This window comes from Sulfitobacter sp. G21635-S1 (assembly GCF_027213915.1).
Classification (GTDB): Bacteria; Pseudomonadota; Alphaproteobacteria; order Rhodobacterales; family Rhodobacteraceae; genus Sulfitobacter.
In genome coordinates this window covers 45,097-71,248 of record NZ_JAPWGV010000019.1, presented here as the reverse complement: position 1 = coordinate 71,248, position 26,152 = coordinate 45,097, and the positions used below count along the sequence as shown (strand labels likewise).

Annotated in this window: 27 protein-coding genes; 8 read left to right on the top strand and 19 right to left on the bottom strand. The window is 62.4% G+C overall.

The features are described from left to right. Window positions 1-33 precede the first annotated feature (33 nt). The 7 genes from O4H53_RS17690 to O4H53_RS17660 all read left to right on the top strand — a co-directional run bounded on the left by O4H53_RS17690 (window position 34) and on the right by O4H53_RS17660 (window position 6,991). Entirely contained in the window at window positions 34-1,575 is a 1,542-nt protein-coding gene (locus O4H53_RS17690) for a putative bifunctional diguanylate cyclase/phosphodiesterase (protein ID WP_269365885.1), read from the top strand. Window positions 1,576-1,739: 164 nt separating this feature from the next. Continuing rightward, complete coding sequence (gene yidC / locus O4H53_RS17685) at window positions 1,740-3,563, top strand: membrane protein insertase YidC (protein WP_269365883.1); 1,824 nt, start codon at window positions 1,740-1,742, stop codon at window positions 3,561-3,563. Beyond that, window positions 3,560-4,300: an MOSC domain-containing protein gene (locus O4H53_RS17680; protein ID WP_269365882.1), complete on the top strand. Its 741-nt coding sequence runs from the start codon at window positions 3,560-3,562 to the stop codon at window positions 4,298-4,300. The genes yidC and O4H53_RS17680 overlap by 4 nt, the downstream gene beginning before the upstream one ends. Then, window positions 4,300-4,950, top strand: coding sequence for a ribosome biogenesis GTP-binding protein YihA/YsxC (yihA, locus tag O4H53_RS17675; protein ID WP_269365880.1), 651 nt, complete (start codon window positions 4,300-4,302; stop codon window positions 4,948-4,950). Before O4H53_RS17680 ends, yihA begins: the two co-directional genes overlap by 1 nt. Before the next feature lie 28 nt (window positions 4,951-4,978). After that, complete coding sequence (gene argB, locus O4H53_RS17670) at window positions 4,979-5,842, top strand: acetylglutamate kinase (RefSeq protein WP_205388138.1); 864 nt, start codon at window positions 4,979-4,981, stop codon at window positions 5,840-5,842. Then, window positions 5,839-6,492: a ferredoxin gene (locus tag O4H53_RS17665; protein WP_269365878.1), complete on the top strand. Its 654-nt coding sequence runs from the start codon at window positions 5,839-5,841 to the stop codon at window positions 6,490-6,492. Before argB ends, O4H53_RS17665 begins: the two co-directional genes overlap by 4 nt. 1 nt (window position 6,493) lies before the next feature. Then, window positions 6,494-6,991, top strand: coding sequence for a SixA phosphatase family protein (locus O4H53_RS17660; protein WP_269365876.1), 498 nt, complete (start codon window positions 6,494-6,496; stop codon window positions 6,989-6,991). 167 nt (window positions 6,992-7,158) lie between these two features. Here O4H53_RS17660 and O4H53_RS17655 read toward each other — a convergent pair whose 3' ends face one another. From O4H53_RS17655 to O4H53_RS17565, 19 genes are all read right to left on the bottom strand, one after another. After that, complete coding sequence (locus O4H53_RS17655; RefSeq protein ID WP_269365875.1) at window positions 7,159-7,926, bottom strand: amino acid ABC transporter ATP-binding protein; 768 nt, start codon at window positions 7,924-7,926, stop codon at window positions 7,159-7,161. 14 nt (window positions 7,927-7,940) lie between these two features. Continuing rightward, window positions 7,941-9,239: an amino acid ABC transporter permease gene (locus O4H53_RS17650; RefSeq protein ID WP_269365874.1), complete on the bottom strand. Its 1,299-nt coding sequence runs from the start codon at window positions 9,237-9,239 to the stop codon at window positions 7,941-7,943. A gap of 1 nt (window position 9,240) precedes the next feature. Next, window positions 9,241-10,455, bottom strand: coding sequence for an amino acid ABC transporter permease (locus O4H53_RS17645; RefSeq protein WP_269365873.1), 1,215 nt, complete (start codon window positions 10,453-10,455; stop codon window positions 9,241-9,243). Between the two features lie 156 nt (window positions 10,456-10,611). Beyond that, entirely contained in the window at window positions 10,612-11,628 is a 1,017-nt protein-coding gene (locus O4H53_RS17640) for an amino acid ABC transporter substrate-binding protein (RefSeq protein WP_269365872.1), read from the bottom strand. Window positions 11,629-11,823: 195 nt separating this feature from the next. Then, complete coding sequence (locus O4H53_RS17635) at window positions 11,824-12,537, bottom strand: ATP12 family chaperone protein (protein WP_269365870.1); 714 nt, start codon at window positions 12,535-12,537, stop codon at window positions 11,824-11,826. Continuing rightward, the gene (locus O4H53_RS17630) at window positions 12,534-13,220 is read right to left on the bottom strand and encodes an HAD-IA family hydrolase (protein ID WP_269365868.1); all 687 of its coding nucleotides are present in this window, start codon (window positions 13,218-13,220) and stop codon (window positions 12,534-12,536) included. The genes O4H53_RS17635 and O4H53_RS17630 overlap by 4 nt, the downstream gene beginning before the upstream one ends. Continuing rightward, on the bottom strand, window positions 13,217-14,266 hold the full coding sequence (locus O4H53_RS17625; RefSeq protein WP_114273594.1) for an RluA family pseudouridine synthase: 1,050 nt from the start codon (window positions 14,264-14,266) through the stop codon (window positions 13,217-13,219). The genes O4H53_RS17630 and O4H53_RS17625 overlap by 4 nt, the downstream gene beginning before the upstream one ends. Beyond that, window positions 14,263-14,643, bottom strand: a complete 381-nt coding sequence (gene crcB, locus O4H53_RS17620) for a fluoride efflux transporter CrcB (RefSeq protein WP_114273595.1) — start codon at window positions 14,641-14,643, stop codon at window positions 14,263-14,265. Before crcB ends, O4H53_RS17625 begins: the two co-directional genes overlap by 4 nt. A gap of 270 nt (window positions 14,644-14,913) precedes the next feature. Then, window positions 14,914-16,227 (bottom strand): replication-associated recombination protein A, encoded by a 1,314-nt coding sequence (locus tag O4H53_RS17615; RefSeq protein WP_269365866.1) that lies wholly within the window; start codon window positions 16,225-16,227, stop codon window positions 14,914-14,916. Window positions 16,228-16,230: 3 nt separating this feature from the next. Beyond that, the gene (locus tag O4H53_RS17610; protein ID WP_269365865.1) at window positions 16,231-17,607 is read right to left on the bottom strand and encodes a trypsin-like peptidase domain-containing protein; all 1,377 of its coding nucleotides are present in this window, start codon (window positions 17,605-17,607) and stop codon (window positions 16,231-16,233) included. 133 nt (window positions 17,608-17,740) lie between these two features. Then, complete coding sequence (rplQ, locus tag O4H53_RS17605) at window positions 17,741-18,157, bottom strand: 50S ribosomal protein L17 (RefSeq protein WP_269365864.1); 417 nt, start codon at window positions 18,155-18,157, stop codon at window positions 17,741-17,743. Window positions 18,158-18,351: 194 nt separating this feature from the next. After that, entirely contained in the window at window positions 18,352-19,368 is a 1,017-nt protein-coding gene (locus tag O4H53_RS17600) for a DNA-directed RNA polymerase subunit alpha (RefSeq protein WP_067296727.1), read from the bottom strand. Window positions 19,369-19,481: 113 nt separating this feature from the next. Further along, window positions 19,482-19,871 (bottom strand): 30S ribosomal protein S11, encoded by a 390-nt coding sequence (gene rpsK / locus O4H53_RS17595; RefSeq protein WP_067296725.1) that lies wholly within the window; start codon window positions 19,869-19,871, stop codon window positions 19,482-19,484. Window positions 19,872-19,886: 15 nt separating this feature from the next. Continuing rightward, window positions 19,887-20,255, bottom strand: coding sequence for a 30S ribosomal protein S13 (gene rpsM / locus O4H53_RS17590; RefSeq protein ID WP_067296723.1), 369 nt, complete (start codon window positions 20,253-20,255; stop codon window positions 19,887-19,889). Between the two features lie 282 nt (window positions 20,256-20,537). Next, entirely contained in the window at window positions 20,538-21,593 is a 1,056-nt protein-coding gene (locus tag O4H53_RS17585; protein WP_269365860.1) for a Hint domain-containing protein, read from the bottom strand. A gap of 176 nt (window positions 21,594-21,769) precedes the next feature. After that, entirely contained in the window at window positions 21,770-22,348 is a 579-nt protein-coding gene (locus tag O4H53_RS17580; RefSeq protein WP_269365858.1) for an adenylate kinase, read from the bottom strand. After that, window positions 22,345-23,718, bottom strand: coding sequence for a preprotein translocase subunit SecY (gene secY / locus O4H53_RS17575; protein ID WP_269365857.1), 1,374 nt, complete (start codon window positions 23,716-23,718; stop codon window positions 22,345-22,347). The genes O4H53_RS17580 and secY overlap by 4 nt, the downstream gene beginning before the upstream one ends. A 122-nt stretch (window positions 23,719-23,840) precedes the next feature. Then, window positions 23,841-24,320, bottom strand: coding sequence for a 50S ribosomal protein L15 (rplO, locus tag O4H53_RS17570; protein ID WP_269365855.1), 480 nt, complete (start codon window positions 24,318-24,320; stop codon window positions 23,841-23,843). 161 nt (window positions 24,321-24,481) lie between these two features. After that, window positions 24,482-25,105, bottom strand: a complete 624-nt coding sequence (locus O4H53_RS17565; protein ID WP_269365853.1) for a class I SAM-dependent methyltransferase — start codon at window positions 25,103-25,105, stop codon at window positions 24,482-24,484. 102 nt (window positions 25,106-25,207) lie between these two features. Here O4H53_RS17565 and O4H53_RS17560 point away from each other — a divergent pair, with 102 nt between their 5' ends. Then, the gene (locus O4H53_RS17560; protein WP_269365852.1) at window positions 25,208-26,098 is read left to right on the top strand and encodes a LysR family transcriptional regulator; all 891 of its coding nucleotides are present in this window, start codon (window positions 25,208-25,210) and stop codon (window positions 26,096-26,098) included. Window positions 26,099-26,152: the final 54 nt, after the last annotated feature.

The window sequence follows — 26,152 nt, the reverse complement described above, 5'->3', positions numbered from 1 at the left end:
CGGACGCATCTTACGACGAGCGGGGAAGCACCTATGGCGCGACGGCGGGCCAGGACACTGGCAAGATGGCAAAATCATCTCACTTCCGCGCTGAGCTCGCCCGGCGCTCTGGTCCTGTTGCCGACCCTGACCCTGGCCGTCTACATGGCTGCCGGCGAAACCGGGCTGATCTGGTTTTCGCTTTCCATGCCGGGGCTTTATCTGATCTTCGGACAGGGTGCCTTGCGGTTTCGGGCCTCTGATCCCGCGGTGCCGGGCATTCTGACCCGTCAGGCCTTTTCCGAGATCGTCAGCCAGACCCTGAAACAGGCCCATGCCGAAGACAGATTTGCCGTCATCTATGCCATCGCATTAAGTGAATTCGACGCGCTTGCAGACCGATACGGTCAGGCCGCCGCCGACACGGTTGTCCTGCGCACCGGTGAACGGCTGATCGCCACATTGCGCGATGTGGACAGTGTTGCGCAGCTGGGCGACGCCCGGTTCGGCATCTGCACGGCCCCGCTGCGCCATCTTGATCTGGAAACCTGCATTCAAATGGCGTCCCGCCTGCAGACCGCACTGGAAGAACCCGTGGCCATCAACGGCGTCAATATCTACGTCTCTGCCAGTGTCGGATTCTGCCAGCATACGCGCGCGCCCGACAGCGCTGGCGACGCCTGGATGCACGCCGCCCTCACCGCCCTGCGCGAAGCGCAACACCGGGGGCCTTCCGCGATCCGGGCATTTTCCGATCAGATGCGCATCGCCATCGAAACCCGCGAAGAGATCCGCGATGACGTGGTCAAGGCACTGGATTCCGGCCAGATCCAGCCCTGGTTTCAACCCCAGATCTCCACCGACACCGGAGAGATCACCGGGTTCGAGGCGCTGGCCCGCTGGCATCATCCGCAGCGGGGAATCCTGCTGCCCAAGGATTTCCTGCCCGCCATCGAAAGCGCCGGTCTGCTGGAACGGCTGACCGAGGTCATGATGTACCACACCTTTGCCGCGCTCAAGGCATGGGACGGTGCGGATGCGCATGTGCCCCAGGTCGGCGTGAATTTCACAAGTTCGGAACTGCGCAATCCCCGTCTGACCGACAAGGTGAGATGGGAGCTCGACCGGTTCGATCTGACCCCGGACCGGCTTGCCGTCGAAGTGCTTGAGACAGTGGTCGCCTGCACGCCGGATGACCTGATTACCCGCAATATCAACGCGCTGGGCGCGATGGGGTGCCGCATTGATCTGGATGATTTTGGCACCGGCCATGCGGCGATCACCTCGATCCGGCGGTTTTCAGTCAGCCGGATCAAGATCGACCGCTCCTTCGTGATGAAGGCCGACCGCGACCCGGAACAGCAACGCATGATCAGCGCGATCCTGACCATGGCCGAAAGGCTGGAGGTGGAGACCCTGGCGGAGGGCGTCGAAACCGTGGGCGAACACGTTCTGCTGGCGCAACTGGGTTGCGACCATGTGCAGGGCTATGGCATCGGGCGGCCCATGCCATTCGACCAGACCCTGGACTGGATCAGCCGCCATACCGCCAAACTGGCCGACACCCCCCGTTTCATGGATGGCAAGAGCGGCTGACCGCCTTGGGCGGCACGGGGCCCTGCCGCCCTGTCAAACCAGCCTGCGGGGCCTGCGTCGGATCATCGCGCAGACCGGAGGTTTTGCCCGAATCCGCTTGACCTCTGGGCCTCAACTCTGTTCAACCCACCCAGATCAAAAGCATCCCGAAGGTGGCGGTCCCCATGGACGAACAGAACAAGAATCTCATTCTCGCGACGGCACTCAGTTTCATCGTGATCCTTGCGTGGTTCGTCCTGTTTCCACCACCCGAACCGGACTCCGCCCTCGACAGCACGACACCGGCGACCCAGCAGACCGCTGACGGAACCGTGCCCGTGGCACCCGCCGATCCCGCAACCGCACCGATTTCGGGCGGGGACGACACCACATCGACCGTTTCGCTTGCCGATGCGCCCCGCGTCAACATCGAGACACCGCGCCTGACCGGCTCCATCTCGCTGGTCGGCGGCCGGATCGACGATCTGAAACTCAAGGATTACCGCACCACGCTTGACGCCGATGCGCCCATCGTCACATTGCTGTCCCCCCAGGGCACGACAGACGCCTATTATGCCCTGCAGGGTTGGGCTGCCGGCACCGGCATCGACCCGACATCGGTCCCCGGCCCCGACACGGAATGGTCGCTTGCCGAAGGCGACACGCTTGGCGTCGATTCCCCGGTGACCCTGACCTGGGACAACGGCGCGGGCCAGGTCTTTACCCGCACCATCGCGGTGGATGACAACTACATGTTCACGCTGGGCCAGGGGGTCACCAACAATGGCGAGGCCCCGATTTCCCTCGCCCCCTACGGCATGATCGTCCAGCACACCCAGCCCGATGATCTGCAGAAATTCTTCATCCTGCATGAAGGTGCCGTATCCATCGCCGATGGTGAATTGATCGAAACCGACTGGGACGACATCTCGGAAGCGGATGCAAACGCGAAATGGGGCCGCCAGGCCATCGTCAAGGAAGATGTGACCACGGGCTGGATTGGCTTTACCGACCACTTCTGGCAGGCGATCCTGATCCCCGATCAGGGCCAGCCCTTTGACGAGGCGCTGACCTATGACGCGCGTTCCGATGTCTATCGCGCCGTCACCCGCCAGCCCACCCAGACCGTGGCAGCGGGTGCCTCGGCCAGCATGAAAACCCAGTTGTTTGCCGGTGCAAAGGAATGGGCGATCCTGCGCGACTACGAAGCCGCCGGCGTGCCGAAATTCATCGACAGCATTGATTGGGGCTGGTTCTTTTTCCTGACCAAGCCGATCTTCTGGCTGCTGCACGAGTTGAACAAGCTGATTGGCAACATGGGCATCGCGATCATCGGGCTGACCCTGTTGATCAAGGCAATCCTGTTCCCGCTGGCCTATAAATCCTACGTCTCCATGGCCAAGATGAAAGAGCTTCAGCCGCAGATGGAGAAGCTGAAAAAAGACGCGGGCGACGACCGCCAGAAAATGCAGCAGGGCATGATGGAGCTTTACCGCAAGGAAAAGGTGAACCCGGCGGCGGGCTGTCTGCCGATCCTGTTGCAGATTCCGATCTTCTTTTCGCTCTACAAGGTGATCTTTGTCACCATCGAGCTGCGCCATGCGGCGTTCTTCGGCCCCTTCCAGGACCTCAGCGCGCCTGACCCGACCTCGTTGTTCAACTTCTTCGGCCTGCTGCCCTGGGGCGCACCCGAGGCAGGCACGATCATGGCGCTGATCTTTATCGGTATCCTGCCGCTGCTGCTGGGCATCTCGATGTTCCTGCAACAAAAGCTGAACCCGGCGCCCACCGACCCCACGCAACAGATGATCTTTGCCTGGATGCCCTGGGTCTTCATGTTCATGCTGGGCAGTTTTGCAAGCGGGCTGGTGGTCTACTGGATCGCGAACAACACCATCACCTTTACCCAGCAATACCTGATCATGCGCAGCCAGGGCTACAAGCCTGACCTCATGGGGAACATCCTGGGGTCGTTCAGGCGCAAGCCAAAGCCGGACGCCAAGAAATGACAACGCTGGTTCAACTTTTCCGCCATCCTCTCAAGAGCCACGGCCGCGAAGAGTTGCAGAGCGTGACCCTGACCGCCGGGCAGGCGATGCCCTTCGACCGGCTCTGGGCCGTGGCGCATGACCACTCCAGGGCGGATGGGTCGGAATGGGCACGATGCGTGAATTTCAGCATCGGCACCAAGGCCCCGAAACTGGCCGCGATCAATGCCGTGCTGGCGGAGGATGGCAAGACGCTGACCCTGTCGCATCCGGAACGGCCCGATCTGACCTTTCAGCCCGACAGCGAAGCTGCTCGGCTGATCGAATGGGTGCTGCCGCTGGTCCCGCAGGACCGCGCCCTGCCCGACCGGATTCTGCGCCTGGCGGAGCGTGGTTTCACCGACACCCCGTTCCCCTCGGTCAGCCTGTGCAACCTGGCGTCTCACCGCGCCGTCGCGGACAAGGCAGGCGTGGCGCTTTCCAATCTGCGCTGGCGTGGCAACATCTGGTTCGACACGGGCACCGCATGGGACGAATTCGACTGGATCGGCAAGGACGTGGCCATTGGCGGCGCGCTTTTGCGGGTGCGTGAACCGATCCGCCGCTGCCTGCATACCGCCGCCAACCCCGAAACCGGAGAACGCGACGTGGACACGCTGGGCATCCTCAATTCATGGGACCACCAGGATTTCGGTGTCTACGCCGAGGTGATCCAGTCAGGCCAGGTGGCAATCGGCGATGCGATCGAGGTGAAATGATGCAGCTTCCCTTCCCCATCGCAGCAGAACCCGAAGCGCAGACCCTGGAAACGGGCCGCCTGCTCTTTGCCGGGGAAACACTGTTTGTCAAAGGCGTGGTGGCGATGGATGGCCTGCCGCCCGCCGACCGGATGGAGGTCTGCTTTGCCGGGCGCTCCAACGTCGGCAAATCGACCCTGATCAACGCGCTGACCGGGACCAAGGCGCTGGCTCGCGCCTCCAACACGCCGGGCCGGACGCAGGAAATCAACTATTTCACTGCCGGTGACTCGCATTACCTCGTCGATCTGCCGGGCTATGGCTATGCCAATGCGCCGCTTCCGGTGGTCGAAAAATGGCAACGCCTGCTGAAACAATACCTCGGCGGCCGCCAGACCCTGCGCCGCGCCTTTGTGCTGATCGACGCACGCCATGGGGTGAAAAAGGTGGATGAGGAAATCCTCTCCCTGCTCGACAGTGCCGCCGTCACCTTTCAGGCGGTTCTGACCAAGGCCGACAAGGTCAAGGAAAAGGAACGCGAAAAGGTGCTGGATCAGGTCCGCGGCGCGCTGGCGAAACATCCCGCTGCCTATCCCGAAATCATCGTCACATCGTCGGAAAAGGGCTGGGGCATCCCCACGCTTCGTGCCATCATCGCGACGCTGGAATAATCCCGCCGCCGTTCCCGGAACCCAAGGCATGAGAAAACAAGACATGAACCGCGACTGGATCGCCACCGCCAAGACCCTCAGCCAGGCCCTGCCCTATATGCAGCGCTATGCCGATGCCACCGTCGTGATCAAGCTGGGCGGCCACGCCATGGGCAGCGACGAGGCGATGGATGAATTCGCCCGCGATGTCACCCTGATGCGGCAGGTCGGGGTCAACCCGGTGATCGTGCATGGTGGCGGGCCGATGATCAACGCCATGCTCAAGCGGCTGAACATCCAGTCCGAATTCGTCGACGGCCAAAGGGTCACCGACGAGGCGACGATGGAAGTTGTCGAAATGGTTCTCTCCGGCCTGGTGAATGCGCGCATCGTGCAGGCGATTTCCGAACAGGGCGGCCGCGCCGTGGGCCTGTCGGGCAAGGATTCCGGCCTGATCGTCTGCGAACACGAGGACCCGCGTCTGGGTCTGGTGGGCAGGCCGACCCGTGTGAATCCGCGCATCCTGCGCGACATGGCGGACAAGGGGATCATCCCGGTGATCGCGCCCCTGGGCATGGGCGACGGGGGCGAGACCTTCAACATCAACGGCGATACCGCCGCCGGGGCCATTGCCGCCGCGCTCAAGGCCGACCGGCTATTGCTGCTGACCGATGTGGCCGGTGTCAAGAATGCCGAGGGTGAAGTGCTGACCGAGCTGACCGCGGCGCAGATCCGCGAAATGGTCGCCGATGGCACCATCGCCGGGGGCATGATCCCAAAGACCGTTACCGCCCTGGATGCGCTGGAGGGTGGCGTGCGTGCCGCCGTTATCCTGGACGGACGCGCTCCCAACGCCTGCCTGCTGGAGCTTTTTACCGAACACGGTGCGGGCAGCATCATCCGGCAGGGATGACTTTCGCGGCGCTTCAGAAAAGCGCCCGCGCGCGTCACCTGAGCATCCTTGGCGGCTTTCACCCCGACGCCGGCGACGATGTCCCGCAAGCCTGCCGAACCATCCTGTTGCTTGGCCCCGATGAGCCTGCATTCTGGCCCGTGTACCAAGACAGCCCCGAGGCCCTGGACGGCGCCCCCGACCCGATGGACCGCTGGTCGCGCCGGGTGATCGGCGCCTGGGCGGAAACGCTTGGGGCACAGGCGCTTTACCCTTTTGGCGGACCGCCCTTTCTGCCGTTCTACAGCTGGGCCCTGCGCAGCGGGCGGGTCCATGCCGCGCCGGTGCAATTCCTGGTCCATGACACGGCAGGGCTGATGGTCTCTTTCCGGGGCGCGCTGGCCTTGCAGGCGCATATAGACCTGCCCGACAGCCCGCCCTCGCCCTGCCAGACTTGCGCCGCAACGCCCTGCGTCACCGCCTGCCCCGTTGCCGCGCTGACGCCTGCGGGCTACGACGTACCGGCGTGCAAGGCATATCTGGATACGGCGGCCGGACAGGACTGTCTTACCGGGGGCTGCCGGGTGCGCAGGGCCTGCCCGGTCTCTCAGGGTTTTGGCCGCCTGCCTGCGCAATCCGAATATCACATGCGCCAATTCAAAGGGGCCTGACATGAAACGCCTGATCCTGATGCGCCACGCAAAATCCGACTGGTCGGGCGAAGCCCTGATCGACCACGACCGCACCCTGAACGACCGGGGCCGGGCGAATGCGCCCGCGCTTGGCAATTGGTTGCGGGATCAGGCCTTTGTGCCGGACGAGGTGTTATGTTCATCGGCGGTGCGGACACAGGAGACTCTGGCGGGATTGAACCTGCCCGGCGGGATCAAGACCACGATCACCCGCAAGCTCTACCTCGCATCGCTGGACCAGATCCTGAGCCTGTTGCAGCGGGCAACAGGCAATTCGGTGCTGGTGCTGGGGCATAATCCCGGAGTCGGCATGTGTGCCGATGAAATCCTTGCCACCGCGCCGGATCATCCGCAGTTCATCGGCTTTCCAACCGGTGCGACGCTGGTTGCGGATTTCGATCAGGACATGTGGTCGCTCGTGGGCTGGGGCAAGGGCCATCCCGCCGCCTTTGTCGTGCCACGCGACCTTTCGCTCTAAAGCCCCGCCTTGAACTTGAACCGCCGATACCCTGCCGCGCTTCGCGCTCTCGGGACATCGGCGATACGGCGTGTATCAGGTTATAGGCGGGACGCTGTAAGGGCGCCTGCTGATCGCAGACGCCCTTTGAAGCATTGTGCAGGTCGGGCATCGGCCCTTCCCCGTGGTCAATGACCGAGGATCTGGCTCAGGAACAACTGGGTCCGCGGCGATTGCGGGTTGTTGAAGAACTCTTCCGGTTCGTTCTGTTCGACGATCTGGCCCTGATCCATGAAGATCACCCGGTTCGCCACCTGACGGGCAAAGCCCATCTCATGTGTCACGCAGAGCATGGTCATGCCTTCTTCGGCAAGCTCGATCATCGTGTCGAGAACCTCCTTGATCATCTCGGGGTCCAGCGCCGATGTGGGCTCATCAAACAGCATGATGCGCGGTCGCATGCACAGGGACCGCGCGATGGCGACACGTTGCTGCTGGCCGCCCGAAAGCTGGCCGGGGTATTTGTCGGCCTGATCGGGGATCTTCACCTTTTCCAGGAAATGCATCGCCGTCTCTTCGGCTTCCTTCTTGGGCGTCTTGCGCACCCAGATCGGGGCCAGCGTGCAGTTTTCCAGGATGGTCAGATGCGGGAAGAGGTTGAAGTGCTGAAAGCACATGCCGACCTCGGACCGGATCTTGTCGATGTTCTTGAGGTCCGAGGACAGCACGGTGCCGTCCACCTCGATCCGGCCCTTCTGATGCTCCTCCAGCGCGTTGATGCAGCGGATCAACGTCGATTTGCCGGACCCCGATGGCCCGCAGATCACGATCCGCTCACCGCGATAGACCGTCAGGTCGATGTCGCGCAGCACATGGAAGGTGCCGTACCATTTGTTCATGTTCTGGATCGAGATCGCGATCTCGTCCGATACTTTCATTTGTGTTGCAGTGGCCATGTGTCAGCCCTTTCTTAACGATGATCTGTCGCAAGGCGGCGTTCCAGCCACTGCGAATATTGCGAAATGCCGTAGCAGACGACAAAGAAGAGGATCGAGGCGAACATCAGAAGTTCCCAATAGACCCCGTTCCAGTCCGTCGATGCCAGGATCGGACCCCGGATCATGCCCACAATGTCAAACAGCGAGATGACCGAGACCAGCGTGGTGTCCTTGAACAGGCCCACCGCGATGTTCACGATGCCGGGGATGGATATCTTGAGCGCCTGCGGCAGGATGATCAGGCGAATGGCCTGCGCATAATCCAGCCCCAGCGAATCCGCCGCCTCGTTCTGCCCCTTGGGCAGGGCAGCCAGACCGCCCCGGATCACCTCGGCGATATAGGCCGAGGAGAACATGGTGATCATGATCACCACCCGCAGGAACAGGTCCACGGTGGATTCCGGCGGAAAGAAATAGGCCAGCATCACGCTTGCCACGAACAGCAAGGTGATCAGCGGCACGCCGCGGATGAACTCGATGAAGACAACGCAGATGCCCTTGATCAGCGGCAGGTTCGACTGACGCCCCAGCGCCAGCGCGATGCCGATGGGCAGGGACAGCGACACGCAGGTCACGCCCAGCATCAGGTTCAGCATGAAGCCGCCGAGGTCCCTGCTGGGGATCGGTTCCAGCATGGCACTGGCCGATGCGCCTGCCGGGATCAGGTAGCCACCGATTGCCCAGACCAGAACCGCCGCAGCGATCCCGCCCAGAAACCCCTGGGCAAAGCTGGTTTTGACGAACCGTGCATAGACGAGGTAGCCCACGATGAAGCCCAGCAGCGCCACCAGCGGCGCAAGGATGGTGCCGCCCCAGATCAGCCAATAGGCGATGAAGGGATAGAGCCCGGTAAAGATCAGCAGCTTGCGCGGCAGGTCAAAGAACAACACCGGTGCCGCAGCAAAGAACAGCATCAGCAGCGCCAGGTTGGGCCGCCAATACAGTTCCGACGGGTATTTGAAGCCATAAAGCAACTGGTGCCACCGCTCCGTCAGCACGGAGAAACAGGCAGCGGACCGGCCATCGAGAACCTCGCGGCAGGCGGCCAGGCTGTTGGTGTTCCAGACGCCACCCAGGATCCAGGGCAGGGTCGAGGACAGGACCAGCCAGATCACGTAAAGTGCAGCGACCGTGAGCAGCGCATTGGCCCAGGTGGGAAACAGGTTGTCCCGTACCCATTTGATCGGCCCTGCCGCAGTCGAGGGCGGTGCTGAGGGCGGAATGGCTGTTTCGCGGACGAAAGCGACGGATTGTGCATGTGTGTCCGACATCTCAGCGCTCCTTCAGCTTGTTGGCATTGTTGTAGACGTTCATGAACGCCGAGATCAGAAGCGAGATCGTGAGATAGAACAGCATCAGCAACAGGACACATTCGATGGCCCGGCCCGTCTGGTTCAGCGTGATGCCGCCCAGCGTCGCCGTCACATCGGCATATCCCACGGCAATCGCCAGCGATGAGTTCTTGGTGATGTTGAGATATTGCGAAATCAGCGGCGGGATGATCACCCGCAGCGCCTGTGGCAGGACCACCAGGTTCATCACCCGTCCGGGGCGCAGGCCCAGGGCCGCAGCGGCTTCTGTCTGGCCCTTGGACACGGCCTGGATGCCCGCGCGCACGTTTTCAGCGATGAAGGCACCGGTATAGATCGACAGGGCGAACCAGAGCGCGATCAGCGGTGCACCGATCTTGATCCCGCCACCAAAGTTGAAACCCCGCAGTTCCGGGTAGTCCAGGCTGATGGGGGACCCCATGATGAAATAGGCAAGGATCGCGGGCAGCAGCAATATCCCGACCGAAGGCCAGAACATCGGCAACAGCCTGCCCGTGTCGTACAGCAGCTTCGTCGCATAGCGGCGATAGGCAAAGACCCCGATGATGGACAGGACAAAGACAACGACAACCACGAGGGACCCTGCCCCCCAGACCGGCGCGGGCACATAGACACCGCGGTTGGTAAAGGCGAAGGCGCCCAACAACATCGAAGACGCCGGATCCTCGCCCCGGAAGGCGCTGGGTGCAGGCATCGAGGCGGTCATCACGGTGAAGATGATGATGATCCAGATCAGCACGGGAATGTTGCGGAAGATCTCCACGTAGACCGCCATCAGCTTGCGCACCAGCCAGTTCGGCGACAGGCGCAGGACACCGGCGAGCACGCCAAAGACCGTCGCGGTCACACAGGCCAGGAATGCAACCAGCAGCGTGTTGAGAATGCCGACGACAGCCGCTCTGAGGTGCGTCGACCGGCTGCTGTATTCGATCAGCGTCTGGTTGATATCATAGTTCGAGGCGCTGCCGAGAAACCCGTAGGAGATGTTCAGCCCTGCAGCCCGCAGGTTCTGGATCAGGTTGTTGCCGAGATAAACAATCGCAAGCGCCAGCAGCAGGGCCGCGATGGCCTGCATTGTCAGCGACCGATAGCGTGTATCGTTCAACAGCATAGAGAGCCGGAACGACTCCTTCGGAGGGTCGGTGAGTGTTGTCATCAGATTTTTCCCTGTGTCCCATGCCTTGATTTTTTTCACTGTGCCTTTGTGGCACATGCGGCAGGGTCATTATTGGTCGCAGGCACCGCATCGCGCTGATTTGGTGCCATCAGGTGCGAAGGGCGCGGAATGTTCCGCGCCCTCCGGCAGTTCTGTTTAGCGGAACGGCGGGCTGTAGAGCAGGCCACCGTCTGTCCACTGGGCGTTCAGCCCGCGTGCCAGGCCGATGGGTGTGTCTTCGCCGATGTTCTTGGCAAAGATCTCGCCGTAGTTGCCCTGGGTTTCGATGGCGCGCTTGGCCCAATCTGCGTCCAGGCCCAGCATGGCGCCCAGTTCCCCTTCGGTGCCAAGCAGGCGCGCGATTTCGGGGTTGTTGGTCGAGGAAGCCATTTCACCGACGTTTGCAGAGGAGACGCCCAGTTCTTCGGCTGCGATCAGCGCGTTCAGGGTCCAGCGCACCACATCGCCCCATTCGCTGTCGCCGTGACGGACCAGCGGGCCCAGCGGCTCTTTCGAGACGATTTCAGGCAGAAGGACGTGATCGCCCGGGTTTTCGAAGGCGGCACGTGTCGCCGCGAGGCCGGAGGCGTCTGTTGTGTAGACGTCGCAGGCACCGGCAAGGTATTGCTGCTGCGCTTCGGCGTTGGTTTCGATCGGCACCGGCTCATAGCTGATGTTGTTCACGCGGAAGAAGTCCGCGAGGTTCAGCTCGGTGGTTGTGCCGGTCTGGATGCAGACGGTCGCGCCGTCCAGATCCTTGGCCGAGGATACGCCCAGCGCCTTGGGCACCATGAAGCCCTGACCGTCGTAGTAGTTGACGCCGATAAAGTCGAATTTCAGGTCGACATCGCGCGAGAAGGTCCATGTGGTGTTACGGGCCAGCACGTCGATTTCGCCGGATGCCAGCGCGGTAAAGCGTGTCTTGCCGGTTGTCGGGACGAATTCGACAGCTGTCGCATCCCCCAGAACGGCAGCGGCGACAGCGCGGCATACCGCAACGTCAAAGCCTTTCCATTCACCGTTGGCGTCCGGTGCCGCGAAACCGATCAGACCGGTTGTCACGCCACAGTTGAGTTTGCCGCGTGCCTTGACATCGTCAAGCGTAGCTGCGCCGGCAGCGCCGGCAGCCAGACCCGCAACGGTCAACGCACCAAAAATCATAGATTTGTTCATTTTTACCTCTTCCTGATAATCCGCCACGTTTTGGACGGTTGATCCGACAATTCGATGCCGGAGGCGATACTGTGCAGGAGTTCCCATGCTCAGTGTAGGCTAATGTGCTCGGATTCCCGCAAAAAGGTCAAGGGTTAGCCCCCGGGTTTTCGACCGATTGACACGAATGCGGTCTCAGAACGCTCTGCATTGACGCTAATCGGCCTGACTCAGGGCAAACATCCGGCTGGCATGCAAAAAGGCCGCTTTCTTGACTTCCGCCAACGCCTCGGCGGCATCGTCGCGGCCCCATTGTTCTGCCTGCCATGCCTCGTCCAGCCGTGAAATGTCCCACAGGACCTCTGTATCACGCGCGCCGAGGGTTGCGGCAAAGCCCAGAACAAGGGACCCAGAAAGGCTGACCAGATCGTGAAAGGCGGCCAGTTCGAAATTGTTCAAGGCATGGGTGCGGGCGCGCAGGGTGTCCAGGGCGGCGGGGTCCTGCGGCTTGTGCATGATGCCGGTGCGGGGCTCCAGCCGCGCACCCAGCACTTCGGCAGCCCAATCCAGCATCGGGTCCCAATGTGCCGCCTGCCGCGCCACCAGTTCCTCCGGCGCTTCGGCACGGTAGCACAGAAGGTCGGCATCGCCGTAGTCGGCCAGCATGTCCGCCACTTCGGCGTGCTGCGCCGCAACCTTGTCGATCGCCGAATTCACGGTCTTGGTGACCGGCATCAGGTTCGGGTTGATCACCCCCTCCTGCGCGTCCCATTCGGCGGCGACGGCCCTGGCCATCTCTTCGGTGGGCAGGAACAGCGGCTGCTTCGCCGGTGTCTTGACCGGCCTGCCGTCCAGCTCAACCGCAAATCCGCTTGCGGCGGGTACAACTGCCGCCTGTTTCCAGAATCTCTTGGCTTTCCAGTCGCTCACGCGGCTCCCCCCCAGATCAGGTCCAGCGCAGCGGGCAGGGCATCGAAACTGTCGATCACCTGACCCGCGCGGGTCAGGCGCTGGCGGTCATGGTAACCCCAGCCAACGCCGACCCCCGCAATCCCTGCGGCATGGGCCATGTCCATGTCAAAACTCGTATCGCCCACCATTACCGCCCGCTCCGCGGCGATCCCCGTCTCGGACAGGGCGGCCAGCAGCATGGAAGGATGCGGTTTGGAGGGGTGGAAATCGGCGCATTGCAGGGTCTGGAACATGCCCTCCAGCCCGTGCCCCTCGATCAGCTTGTCCAGCCCCCGCTTGGATTTTCCGGTGGCAATGCCCAGCAGCACATCATCCCTGTCCTGCAGCAATTGCAGGGCCGCCAGAGCACCGGGATAAAGCGGCGAAGACTGCGCCACGCCTGCTGTCGCCCGCAAGTCCATATAGGCGGCCTTGTAGGCCCCGACCATGCGCTCATGATCAACGGCTTCCAATGCCGGTACAAGCCGGGCCATCGCCACATCCAGCGAAAGCCCGACGATCCCCAGAAGCTCTGCCCGTTGCGGCAAGGGCTGGCCTACAGCCCCGAATGCCGCCGCCATGGCCGCCAGGATATCGCCCTGACTGTCGACCAATGTGCCGTCCACGTCGAAAATCACCAGGCTGAGGGGCGTGTCGCTCATCCCCAGCCTTCCTCGAACGGATCGTCCGGCACATCGGCGGGGGACCATTGGAACGTCTCCCAGGTGCGGGCCATATGATCGGGCAAGGGGGCCACCAGTTTCAGGACCGCTTTGGTCACCGGATGCTCCACCGTCAGGCTGCGCGCATGCAGGTGCAGCTTCTTGGAGATATCGCCCCCCAGTTGCGCGCCCCAGCCGTCGCCGGGGTTGTCCTGGCCCGAGCCGCCGTATTTGCCGTCGCCCACGATGGGATGCCCGATCTCGGCCATATGTGCCCGCAGCTGATGGGTGCGGCCCGTCACCGGGATCAGCGCGGCCCAGCAGGTGCGGCTGCCCGCCTGCGCCAGAACCGCGTAATCGGTGGTGGCCCGCTTGGCCCCTTCGGTGCTGTCGATGTCGGCGGGATGCACCGCGATCATCTTTTCGCCTTCACCGCGCGCCCCGTGCCCGCCAGCCTTGACCAGCCCGAACTTGATCTGTCCGTTCTTGGGATGCGGCACACCCGCGATGGCGGCCCAATAGATCTTGCGCGTCTCGCGGTGCCGGAAATTCGCCGTCAGCGCCTGTGCCACCGACCGGGTGCGCGCCATGATCAGAACGCCCGATGTGTCCTTGTCCAGCCGATGCACCAGACGCGGCTTTTCATCCAGATCGAACATCAGCGCCTCGGCCAGCGCATCCACATGCCTGTCAGACTGGCCAGAGCCGCCCTGCACCGGCAGGCCCGGCGGTTTGTTCAGCGCAATCACATGATCATCGCGGTAGATCACGCAGGAGCGGATGAACTTGGCATCCGCATCCGTCACGCGGGTCCGCTTGGGTGGCGGCGGGGCGTCGCTGTCCGGCAAGGGCGGGATGCGCACCTGCTGGCCGACCTCAAGGCGCGTCGCCCCCTTGACGCGGCCGCCATCGACACGGATCTCCCCCTTGCGGCACATCTTGTCGATGCGGCCCTGAGATATCTGCGGAAACTGCCGTTTGAACCAGCGATCCAGGCGCTGATCGCCGTCGCCTTCCTGCACGGTCAATGTCTGTACCTTGCTCATCCCAGGATCCCCCGCGAGGCCCAGAGCCCCAGCATCAATGCCGCCACGGACAATCCGACGGAGGCGCATACATAAAGCCCGGCCTGCCCATAGGCCTGGCGTTCGATCAGGGTGACCGTTTCCAGCGAAAAGGCGGAAAAGGTGGTAAATCCCCCCAGAAGCCCGGTCATCACGAAGGGGCTGTAATGGGTCAACCCCTTGTGCGCGGCAAACACCACGAAGGCCCCCATCAGGAAGGACCCGACGACGTTCACCGTTATGATGGCGAGCGGAAAGTCCTGCGGGCCGGTCAGCCGCAGCATCGCGACACCGGACAGGAACCGCAGCGCGGCACCGATGGCACCGCCGAGCGCAACAAGAGACAAGGTTGAAATCATGCGGCGTCTGTCACGGTTTGCGGCGCGATTGTCAAGAATTCACGCCCCTGCCCGGCATTTGCAGGCAATTGAGACCCCTTTTCCTGACAATCCGCGCCGGTCTTTGCCAGCCCGTGTCAGCCAACGCCAGTCTGTGTCGCGATCACACCGCACCCGGAAGCACCGGCACCCCGTGATTTTCCGAAAATGACGACATGTCATGTATGACATGTCAAATAAGACAGGTCTTGCATGACATGTCTTCCCTGCTGCCACGGCATCGGCATCGGGTTACTCCGCGCCACCCCGCTTGCTCCTCAGCTTCGCGAAATACTCCAGCCGCTTTTTCAACTCCCGCTCGAAGCCCCGCTCAACCGGGGCATAAAGCGCCTGTCGCGCCACCCCTTCGGGAAAGTAATCCTGCCCTGAAAACCCGTCTTCGGCATCATGGTCATAGGCATAGCCATCGCCATAGCCCTGTTCCTTCATCATCTTCGTGGGCGCGTTCAGGATATGTTTGGGCGGCGGGGCCGATCCGGTTTCCTTCGCCGCACGCCGTGCGCCCTTGTAGGCCACATAGGCCGCATTCGACTTGGGCGCGAGCGCCAGATAGGTCACCGCCTGCGCCAGCGCCAACTCGCCCTCCGGGCTGCCAAGACGCTCGAACGTCTCCCAGGATTGCAGGCAGACCGCCTGCGCCTGGGGATCGGCCAGCCCGATGTCCTCCACAGCCATGCGGGTGATCCGCCGCGCGAGGTAACGCGGGTCCTCGCCGCCTTCCAGCATCCGCGCAAACCAATAGAGCGCCGCATCCGGGTCCGACCCGCGCACCGATTTATGCAGCGCCGAGATCAGGTTGTAATGGGAATCACCGCTCTTGTCGTATTGCGCCGCCCGCCGCATCAGCCGCGCCGCCAGCGATGCCTTGTCCAGCTTGCCCTCGACCTTCCAGGCCACCAGCTGCTCGATCAGGTTCAGCAGCGCCCGCCCGTCGCCATCCGCCATCTCCAGAAGCGCCATGCGGGCATCTGGCTGCAGGGGCAGATCCACCCCCAGCTCCTGCTCGGCCCGCCGGGCCATCAGCTCCAGATCGTCAACCGTCAGCCGCTCCAGCACCAGCACCTGCGCGCGGGACAGCACCGCCGCGTTCAGCTCGAAACTGGGGTTCTCGGTGGTCGCCCCCACCAACAGGATCGTGCCATCCTCCATATGCGGCAGGAACCCGTCCTGCTGCGCCTTGTTGAAACGATGGATCTCGTCGACAAACAGCAAGGTCCCCTGCCCCTGCCGCCGCCGCAGCTTGGCCGCGTCAAAGACCTTGCGCAGCTCCGGCACGCCGCTGAAAATGGCGCTGATCTGCACAAAATGCAGCTCCGTCTCATCCGCCAGCAGACGCGCGATGGTGGTCTTGCCCACCCCCGGCGGCCCCCAGAAAATCAGCGAGGACAGCGCCCCCGACCCCAGCATCACCGTCAGCGGCGCATCCGGCCCCAGGATCTTGCGCTGGCCGATGACTTCGGAAATGGCGCGCGGCCGCAGCCGGTCGGCCAGCGGGCGATGCCCGCCGCCTTCCTCTGCATCCCCGGTATCGAAGAGATCTGCCACCGCTCAGACCCGAAACCGCAGAAGGCTGCGACGGTCGCCACGCTGGATCAGCAGTTCAAACTGCCGCACCTGGCCACCGAACAGGGCCTGCAGGTCCCTGGGGTGTTCGATCTCCACGCCATTGACCGACAGGATGATATCGCCGTTGCGCAGCCCGACCCGGGGGCCGAACCGGCCCGCGTCCATGACAACAACGCCCGTTGCCTCCAGCGGCAGGTTCAGCTCTGATATCACCGCCGGGTTCACCCGTGCGATCCGCATGTCCGGCAGGATGCTGCGGGCAGGCAGCACCTCCTCGTCCCGCGCGGGCACATCCGGTGCGGCGATGAGCGAGACATCGGCCTCTTTCTCCTCCCCGCCCCGCAGGAAGCGCACCGGAGCCTGGCTGCCAAGGCCCGCAACGCTCATCCGGTAGATCATCTCATTGGGCGTATGCACCGGCGCGCCGCCCACATGGGTGATCACATCCCCCACCTGCAAACCGGCCTCCAGAAAGGGGCTGGCCGCATGCAGGCCCGAGATGATGATCCCCCCGGCCCGGTCCAGCCCCAGGGGTCCCGCCATGTCGCTGTCCACCGGCTGGCCGCTGATCCCGGCCCAGGGCCGGGCAAAGGCCACCTCACCCGCGCGGGCCTGCGTGACAAAGGCCTTGACCAGGTCGGCAGGGATGGCAAAACCGATGCCATTGGACCCGCCCGACCGGGTCAGGATCGACGTGTTGATGCCGATCAGCTGCCCGGCCATGTCAATCAGCGCCCCGCCGGAGTTGCCCGGGTTGATCGGCGCATCGGTCTGGATGAAATACCCCAGCCCCGAATTGCCGCCCCCCGCACCGGAGCGCGCAAGCCCCGAAACGATGCCGCTGCTCACGGTCTGGCCCACACCGAAGGGATTGCCGATGGCCAATGCCAATTCGCCCACTTCCACCGTCTCGCTGTCGCGCAGTTCAAGATAGGGCAGCGGCGCCTCCGCATTGATCTTCAATATGGCCAGATCGGCCTCCGGATCTCCCAGCAGGACCTCCGCCGAATACTCCCGACGGTCGTTGAGCACGACGCGAATTTCCGTTGCCATGCCGACCACATGATAATTCGACACGACAATCCCGTCGGCAGAGAGGATCACACCCGAACCAAGCGAGTTCTGTACCCGGGGCCGTTCGGAAAACGGATCGCTGAAGAAACGCTCGAAAAACGGGTCGCTTTGCAGCGGTGTGCGGCGTGGGGCGGCCATGATCTTGGCATAGATATTGACCACCGCAGGTGTCGCCTGTTTGACCAGGGGCACGAAGCTGAGCTGCATCTGGGCGGCGGATTGCGGCACCTGCTGGGCCAGCGCGGGCGCCGCCACGAGGGCAAGGATCATCAACAGATATCTCATGCCCCAGATATGCGCGGCGAGGGCGGAATGCGCAACTCCCCTGCTCTTTTTGGCAATAAATATCCCTGCACCACGGCAGCAAAAAAAGCCCCGCCAGAAGGCAGGGCTTTCAACGCGCAAAATGCGCAAATTCTTATTCCGCGGCTTCTTCCGCTGACAGGCGGGCCTTGTCGCCTGCACCCTTGGCATCGCGGTCGCGGTCGACGAATTCGATGATCGCCATCGGCGCCATGTCGCCATAGCGGAAACCCGCCTTGAGTACGCGCACGTAACCGCCCTGGCGGTCCTTGTAGCGCGGGCCGAGAACGTCGAACAGTTTCGCCACATAGGCGTCCTGCTTGAGCTTCGCGGCCGCCTGACGGCGGGCGTGCAAATCGCCGCGCTTGGCCAGCGTGATCATCTTTTCGATGATCGGGCGCAGTTCCTTGGCCTTGGGCAGCGTTGTCTTGATCTGTTCATGCTCAATGAGCGAGCCTGCCATGTTTGCCCAGAGCGCCTTGCGGTGCTCATGTGTGCGGTTGAGGCGGCGGTATCCACGTGCGTGACGCATATTTCTTCTCCTAATGTGCCCTCTACGGGCGATTTTGCTTTGTCTGGCTGGCGTGCGTAGCGCCAACTCTCCTTGGGGTCAGCGTCACCCGAAGGGAGGCGCGTAACCCGGTCGTTGTCCGCCCTCGGGCGGGCAATGAAAGGGCAGGATGCCCGGGGTGCAAGGTGCGCAATAAATGCGCACCCTACGGGTTCTTAAAAGTTGTCTTCGAACTTCTTGGCCAGGTCTTCGATGTTGTCTGGCGGCCAGTCCTCGACGTCCATGCCAAGGTGCAGACCCATGCCCGACAGCACTTCCTTGATCTCGTTCAGGGATTTGCGGCCAAAGTTCGGGGTGCGCAGCATTTCTGCTTCGGTCTTCTGGATCAGATCGCCGATGTAGACGATGTTGTCGTTCTTCAGGCAGTTTGCCGAACGCACCGAAAGCTCCAGCTCGTCGACTTTCTTGAGCAGCAACGGGTTGAATTCCAGACCGTCGTCGTCGTCCTGACGGGAGGCCGATTCCGGCTCGTCGAAGTTGACGAAAATGCCCAGCTGGTCCTGCAGGATGCGTGCGGCGAATGCCACGGCGTCATCCGGCGTGATCGACCCGTCGGTTTCCACCTTCATGGTCAGCTTGTCATAGTCCAGCACCTGGCCCTCGCGGGTGGGCTGCACGTCATAGGAGACCTTCTTGACCGGCGAATAGATCGCGTCGATCGGGATCAGGCCGATGGGCGCATCTTCCGGCTTGTTCTTGTCAGCGCTGACATAACCCTTGCCGGTGTTGACGGTCAGTTCCATGTAGACGTCCGCACCATCGTCGAGGTGACAGATGACGTGATCGCGGTTCAGGATCTCGATACCGGCGGATTCGCTGATGTCGCCTGCGGTGACAACCCCCGGACCCTTGGCGGAGATCGACAGGCGCTTGGGCCCTTCGACTTCCATGCGGATCGAGACACCCTTGAGGTTCAGGACGATGTCGGTGACATCTTCGCGGACACCGGCAACCGAAGAGAATTCATGCAGCACGTTGTCGATCTGCACGGAGGAGATCGCGGCACCCTGAAGCGAGGACATCAGAACGCGGCGCAGCGCGTTGCCCATGGTCAGACCGAAACCGCGCTCCAGCGGTTCGGCAACCACGGTGGCCTGACGCGCGGGGTCGTTGCCCGGCTTTACGTCAAGCTGCTGTGGCTTGATCAGTTCGGCCCAGTTCTTATGGATCATGTGTCCCTCCATCCTAGTATCTGCCGCATGTCCGGTCGGCGGATACGCTCGAGGTTTCAAAAAAGCGGTATGGGGCCGCGTGAAAACACGCGGCCCCGTCAATAAAGTCGCGCTTAGACGCGGCGGCGCTTGGGCGGACGGCAGCCGTTGTGGGCCATCGGTGTCACATCACGGATCGAGGTGATGTTGAAACCGGCAGCCGCCAGGGCGCGCAGGGCGCTCTCACGGCCGGAACCCGGCCCCTGAACTTCGACTTCCAGAGTCTTCACGCCATGTTCCTGCGCCTTGCGGCCCGCATCCTCTGCAGCCATCTGGGCCGCATAGGGTGTGGATTTCCGCGAGCCTTTGAAACCGCATGTTCCGGCAGAGGACCAGCTGATCGCATTGCCCTGAACGTCGGAAATCAGGATCTTGGTGTTGTTGAAGCTCGAATTCACATGCGCCACACCTGCGGCGATGTTCTTGGAGACCTTGCGTTTGGTGCGTTTTGCATCGCGTGCCATGTTCTCAGCCCTCCCTTATTTCTTCTTGCCGGCAATGGCCTTTGCGGGGCCCTTGCGTGTGCGTGCGTTGGTATGGGTGCGCTGACCGCGAACCGGCAGGTTGCGGCGGTGGCGCAGGCCACGGTAGCAACCAAGGTCCATCAGGCGCTTGATGTTCATCTGCGTGTCGCGACGCAGGTCACCTTCGACGGTGTAGTTTTCGTCGATGTGCTCGCGCACTTTCAGGACTTCAGCATCGCTGAGTTCGTTGACCCGGCGGGACAGGTCGATGCCAACGGCTTCGCAGATCGCGCGTGCCGAAGAGTTGCCGATACCGGTGATATATGTGAGGGCGATGGGAACCCGCTTTGCAGTCGGGATGTTAACGCCGGCAATACGTGCCACGTGTCATATTCCTTTTCGTTGCGGGTCCGTCATCCCGGACCCTTTTTTCACAACATAAGCCCGATGCGATTTGGGCGCGTCGGGCCTGGCTGATCAGGTGATCTTGCGGAACGGAGAACCCCCCTTGCCGCAAATTGATTCGTCGTCAAGATACGGCTGGTTACGGGCAATCCGGACAAGGGTCAAGGCACGAACTGCCCGATGGGCCCGCTTCCGCCACATTCAAGCGGTTTTGCCGGACACGGCGGGGTTTCGCGAACCCGATCGGGGTTTCCCGCCAGGTCAGATCACGGCGCAAAGCAAACGCGCCTCATAGGCCCGCACAGTGGGCCGAACGGTCTTCCACATGCCACGCAAGATACTGCTGCGCAATTCGGGAAACAGGCGGAACAGCTCGCTCCGGGTGGGTTCGTCCACCGCGCCGACTGCCCGGTCGCCTGGATTGAAGCTTTCCGTTTCGCTGCCCGCCGCAAAGACGATTTCGTGCCGGTCACACATGAAATGCCAGTATTCGACCTCCGCCAGGTCGCGCACCTCCTGGATCGCTGAGCCATCGACAAGATGGCGGGCGGCCACCAGCGCCTGATCTGTTGCCAGCAGCAATTCGCACCGGGATCCGGAGAACAGGAAGCGATGGGCGGGCGACACCATGATTTCGCAGAGCGGCAGGCCCTTCCCCAGCGCGCCGGCACGCAAGCGGATGGGGGCAAGTGCCGCGTTTTCGGGGGTCAGGGCGACGCGCGTGCTCGCGATCCAGCGAATCGCCTGGGCGCCATTGTCCAGGGTTGTCACCATGTCGCCCGGACGCAGGTTCTCTACCGCCACTTCCCCGTCCGGCGTGCGGATCGGCGTGCCACGGCAGAAACAGACAATCTCGTCCGGGTTGGCGGATGCGATATCCGATAGCTCCAGTTCCCCGTTGCCGCCCGGCAGCACATCGCGCCCCTGCACGAATGTGGCGGTCCCGGCATCGGCAAAGCCGCCAAGGTCGATGACGAACCTGGGGCCGCCGAAAAGGCCGAAGATGATGTAGTCGTCCCCGGCACCTGTATTGTTATAGGCATCCGGCGTCGAGAAATTGGCAGAGATAAGCGGTGTGGCCGACGGCACGAGCGTGCCGGAAGCGTTCGGAACGGCGGCGTGGATCGCAAAGAACTGGCCATTGCCAATGGTTTCACCCTCCCCCTGAGTGCGGATCAGGAAGAAGCGGGAGGTCTCGTCGCCCAGCGTCTTGATGCCATTCAGCCTGATGGTCGAGGTGCCACCGGGAAAGGTGACATGCGCGGTCGAGAACTTCGCAATCTGGTTGCCGGAAAGGAGGAACTGCTCGCCTGACATTCTGCCCGCACCTTGAAGGGGTCTGACGCCCCTGTTCGGCCCACGATTCTTCGTGGATCCGATTCAACGATCAGTCAAATTCATGGCAAATTGATGGCGAAACAGATGGTGGCATGGCGCGCAGACGGAATAATCCCGCGCGCCGGTCCATGGATCAGATGCGGGAGACAGTCCCGTCAGGAATCCAGAGTCGCGGAAATGCTGCGCTGAACATCCTCGATGGCACCCAGGCCATCCACACCGCGCAGCAGTCCCTTGGCGTGGTAATAGCCGATCAGCGGCGAGGTCTGTTTGTAATAGGCCATCAGGCGCACCTTCAGGCTTTCGGCATTGTCATCCGCGCGCACCGGCTGGCCTGCCTTGCGGGCCTCTTCGGCGCGGCCGACGATGCGGTCTACCAGAACATCATCATCGACCTGCAGTTCCACCGCATGTTCGATGGTTTGGCCCACCTCTTCCATCAGGAGCGACAGCGCATCTGCCTGCGCCAGCGTCCGGGGGAATCCGTCAAAGATGAAACCGCCCTTGTTGTCGCCTTCCAGCTTTTCGCGGATCAGGCCGATCACGATCTCATCGGTGACCAGATCGCCACGCGCCATGACATCGGCGACCATCTTGCCCATCTCGGTGCCTGAATCCTTGGCCTCGCGCAGCATGTCACCGGTGGAAAGCTGAACCATGTTGCGGGTTTCAACCAGATGGCGTGCTTGCGTGCCTTTGCCGGCGCCCGGCGGTCCAAGGAGAATAATGTTCATCGGCGTACGGGGCTCCGTTTCTTGCGTGGTTTTCCTTTGCCGGCACCTTTACCGCGCAACTGAGATTTTTCGAGTAGACCTTCGTACTGATGCGCGAGCAGGTGGCTCTGAACCTGCTGGATCGTATCCATGGTCACAGAGACAACGATCAGCACCGATGTGCCGCCGAAATAGAAGGGGATCGCGAATTGACCACGCAGCACCTCTGGCAGGACACAGACCAGCGCCAGATAGGCAGAACCCAGAACCAGGATGCGGTTCACCACGTATTCAAGATATTCCGCTGTCTTTTTGCCCGGACGGATGCCGGGGACAAAACCGTTCTGGCTTTTCAGGTTTTCGGCAACTTCGTCAGGTTTGAAGCTGACGTTGAACGTATAGAAATACGCAAAGAAGACGATCATCGAGATGAAGAACAGCAGGTACAGCGGCTGACCGGGGCCGAAATTCGCCAGCAGGATCGACATGATCGGACCGGTGGAATTGCCCGAAAACGTGCTGATCGTGACCGGCAGCAGCAGCAGTGAAGAGGCAAAGATCGCCGGGATCACGCCCGCCGGGTTCACCTTGACCGGCAGGTGGCTGGACCCGCCGTCATACATTTTCATCCCGACCTGGCGGCGGGGATACTGGATGTGGATCTTGCGCAGCGCACGTTCCATGAACACGACGAACATGATCGTGAGCACCACCATGACCAGCACACCGATGATCACCGCCGGGCTGATCGCGCCGGACCGGCCAGAGGCAAAGAACTGTGCAATCGCGGCAGGAACCTCGGCGATGATGCCTACAAAGATGATCAGCGAAATGCCGTTGCCGATCCCGCGCGAGGTGATCTGTTCACCCAGCCACATCAGGAACATGGTGCCGCCGACCAGCGTGATCATGCAGGCGATACGGAAATAAAGCCCCGGATCGGCGGCAATGTCGCCCGCCTCCAGGCTGACCGCCAGCCCATAGGCCTGCAGGGTCGCCAGCGCCACTGTGCCGTAACGCGTGTATTGGTTGATCTTCTTGCGCCCCTGTTCGCCCTCTTTCTTGAGCTGCTCAAGCGCGGGCACCATCGAGGTCATCAGCTGTACGATGATCGAGGCCGAGATATAGGGCATGATCCCAAGGGCAAAGATGCCCATCCGTCCCAGCGCCCCGCCGGTGAACATGGACACCATGCCGCCGATCCCCTGGCCCGCGCTTTCCATGAAATCGCGCAGCGCCTGACCGTCAATCCCCGGCACCGGAATGAAGGTGCCCAACCGGTAGACGATCAGCAAACCCAGCGTGAACAGGATCCGGTTGCGCAGGTCTGTCGCCTTGCCCAATGCGGACCAGCTGGTGTTGGCGGCCATGTTTTCGACGGCTGATACCATGAGGGGTCTCTTTTATTGTTATGCAAACGCCGCCCCGGCCGTTTTCCGGCGGGCGGCGTTCTGGGAAAACTCGAAGGAACATGTAAGCGGGTCGCGGCCCGCTCACAAGTCTTAAGGTCCGATTACTCGGCTGCTGCCGCCGCAGGTGCTGTGACGGTCAGGGTGCCGCCCGCTTTTTCCACCGCTTCAACGGCAGATTTGGACGCGCCTGCAACCTGCAGGTCGACCTTGGACGTGATGTCGCCCTTGGCCAGCACGCGAATGCCGTCCAGTTCGCGACGCACCAGACCGGATGCAACCAGCGCAGCGGCGTCGATCGCCTTGCCTGCGTCCAGTTTCTTGGCGTCGATGAATTTCTGGATCAAGCCCAGGTTCACAACGGCAAAGCTCTTGCGGTTCGGTTTGTTGAAGCCACGCTTGGGCAGACGTTGGTAGAGCGGCATCTGGCCGCCTTCGTAGCCATTGATCGACACACCGGAACGGGATTTTTGACCCTTGATACCACGGCCACCCATCTTGCCCTTGCCAGAGCCGGGGCCACGGGCAACGCGCATGCGTTTCTTGGATGCGCCCGGATTGTCGGAAAGTTCATTCAGTTTCATGTCGCTTCTCCTTTTGCCGGAATTGGCCCCCAGCGACGGGAGCGGCCAAACGCGGCGTTTACGAATCTATAGCGGACGCGTCATGCGTCCACCGGGGGCGTATAGACGAGCACCGGCGCAGGATCAAGCGGGGTTGCACATCCCTCCGCGCGGACCACACGTCACAGCTTGCGGGCCACGACGAAATGACTGGGTGGTGCGGCGGGGTAATTCCCGGTCTCGATTATCTCGAACCCCGCTTCTTCGATGGTGCGGTCCAGATCGGCGATCCTGAGAAAGCGGACAAAGGGGGCCTTGCCGATCAGCTGCATCACCGGCAGGACCAAGCGCCAGATGCCCGGCTTCTCGCCCAGACAGACGGTCTTGGCGATCAGCAACCCGCCCTTGGCGGTCTGGTCCGCCAGTCCCGCCAGCGCGCCCTGCAGGTCCTCCACCAGGTGCAACAGGTTCAACCCCATCACCACGTCAAAGGGGCCGCCCGCGTCGACACCGCGCCCGACCGCCATCGTACTGAAGGTCACATTGCCAACCTCTTGCGCCTGCGCCTTGCCTTTCGCGATGTCGATCATCGCCTGCGACAGATCCGTCGCATGCAAATGATCAACCTGTGGGGCCAGGATCAGCGCAGTCGACCCTGTGCCGCAGCCGACCTCCAGCACCCTGTCCTGCTGGCGAAGGTAAGACCGGATGCGGTCCAGCGTCTGGGCATAGGCCGCTTCATCCCTGACGGGCTGGCGGGCGTATTTCCTGGCGGCACCATCCCAGAATTTCGCACTTGGCTTCATCTTCGTCTCCCTCAGCTTGCCACTCTTTGTGTTGTCACTGGGTAATGCATACGCATATGAAAGGTAATTGTGGAAATATGCAGTTTCGATATACGATATTGCATGGATAACACCCAGATGAGCTTTGACTGGAACCGGGGCCGCGCCTTTCTGGCGACGGCTGAACACGGGTCGCTCTCCGCCGCCGCCCGCGCGCTTGGCCTGACCCAACCGACCCTCAGCCGGCAGGTCGCGGGGCTGGAACAGGATCTGGGCGTGCTGCTGTTCGACCGTGTCGGCAAGACCCTGCAACTGACCGACGCGGGGCGCGACATGCTGGATCATTTCAAACGCATGGGCGCTGCCGCCGAGCGGATATCCCTGGCCGCCTCCGGGCGGTCGACCTCGGTCGAGGGGCATGTGTCGATCAGCGCCAGCGACGTGACCGCCGCGCTTCTGTTGCCGGAAACGCTGGCCCTGCTGCGCCACACGGCCCCCGGCATCACGGTAGAGGTCGTCGCCTCCAACGCGCTGAGCGACCTCAGGCGTCGCGAGGCCGATATTGCCATCCGCCATGTGCGCCCCACGCAACACGACCTGACCGCCAAGCTGCTGTTCCAGACCCGCGCCCATTGCTATGCCGCGCAAAGCTATGCCGAAGAATACGGCCTGCCCCGGAGCATCGCGGATTTCGCCCGGGCGCGCATGATCGGCTATGGCGAACCGGCGCAGATGCTGCCGCAGATCGCCGCGCTGAAACTGCCACTGAACACCGCCAATTTTGTCCATTGGTCCGAAAGCGGCGTCGTCGGCTGGGAAATGGTGCGCCATGGGCTGGGCATGGGCCTGATGTCCGAGACCCTTGGCACCCGGACGACAGGGGTTGCGCCGGTCCTGCCGGATCTGGTTCCGGAAATCATCTTTCCCACCTGGCTGGTGGCGCACCGGGAATTGCACAGCAATCCGCGCATCCGGCTGGTGTTCGACTTTCTCGCCGATCATCTGCCGCGCTGACAGCTCTCGACACTGCGGGGCGGCGCTGTATCCTGACCCGGCCTTCTTTCTCTC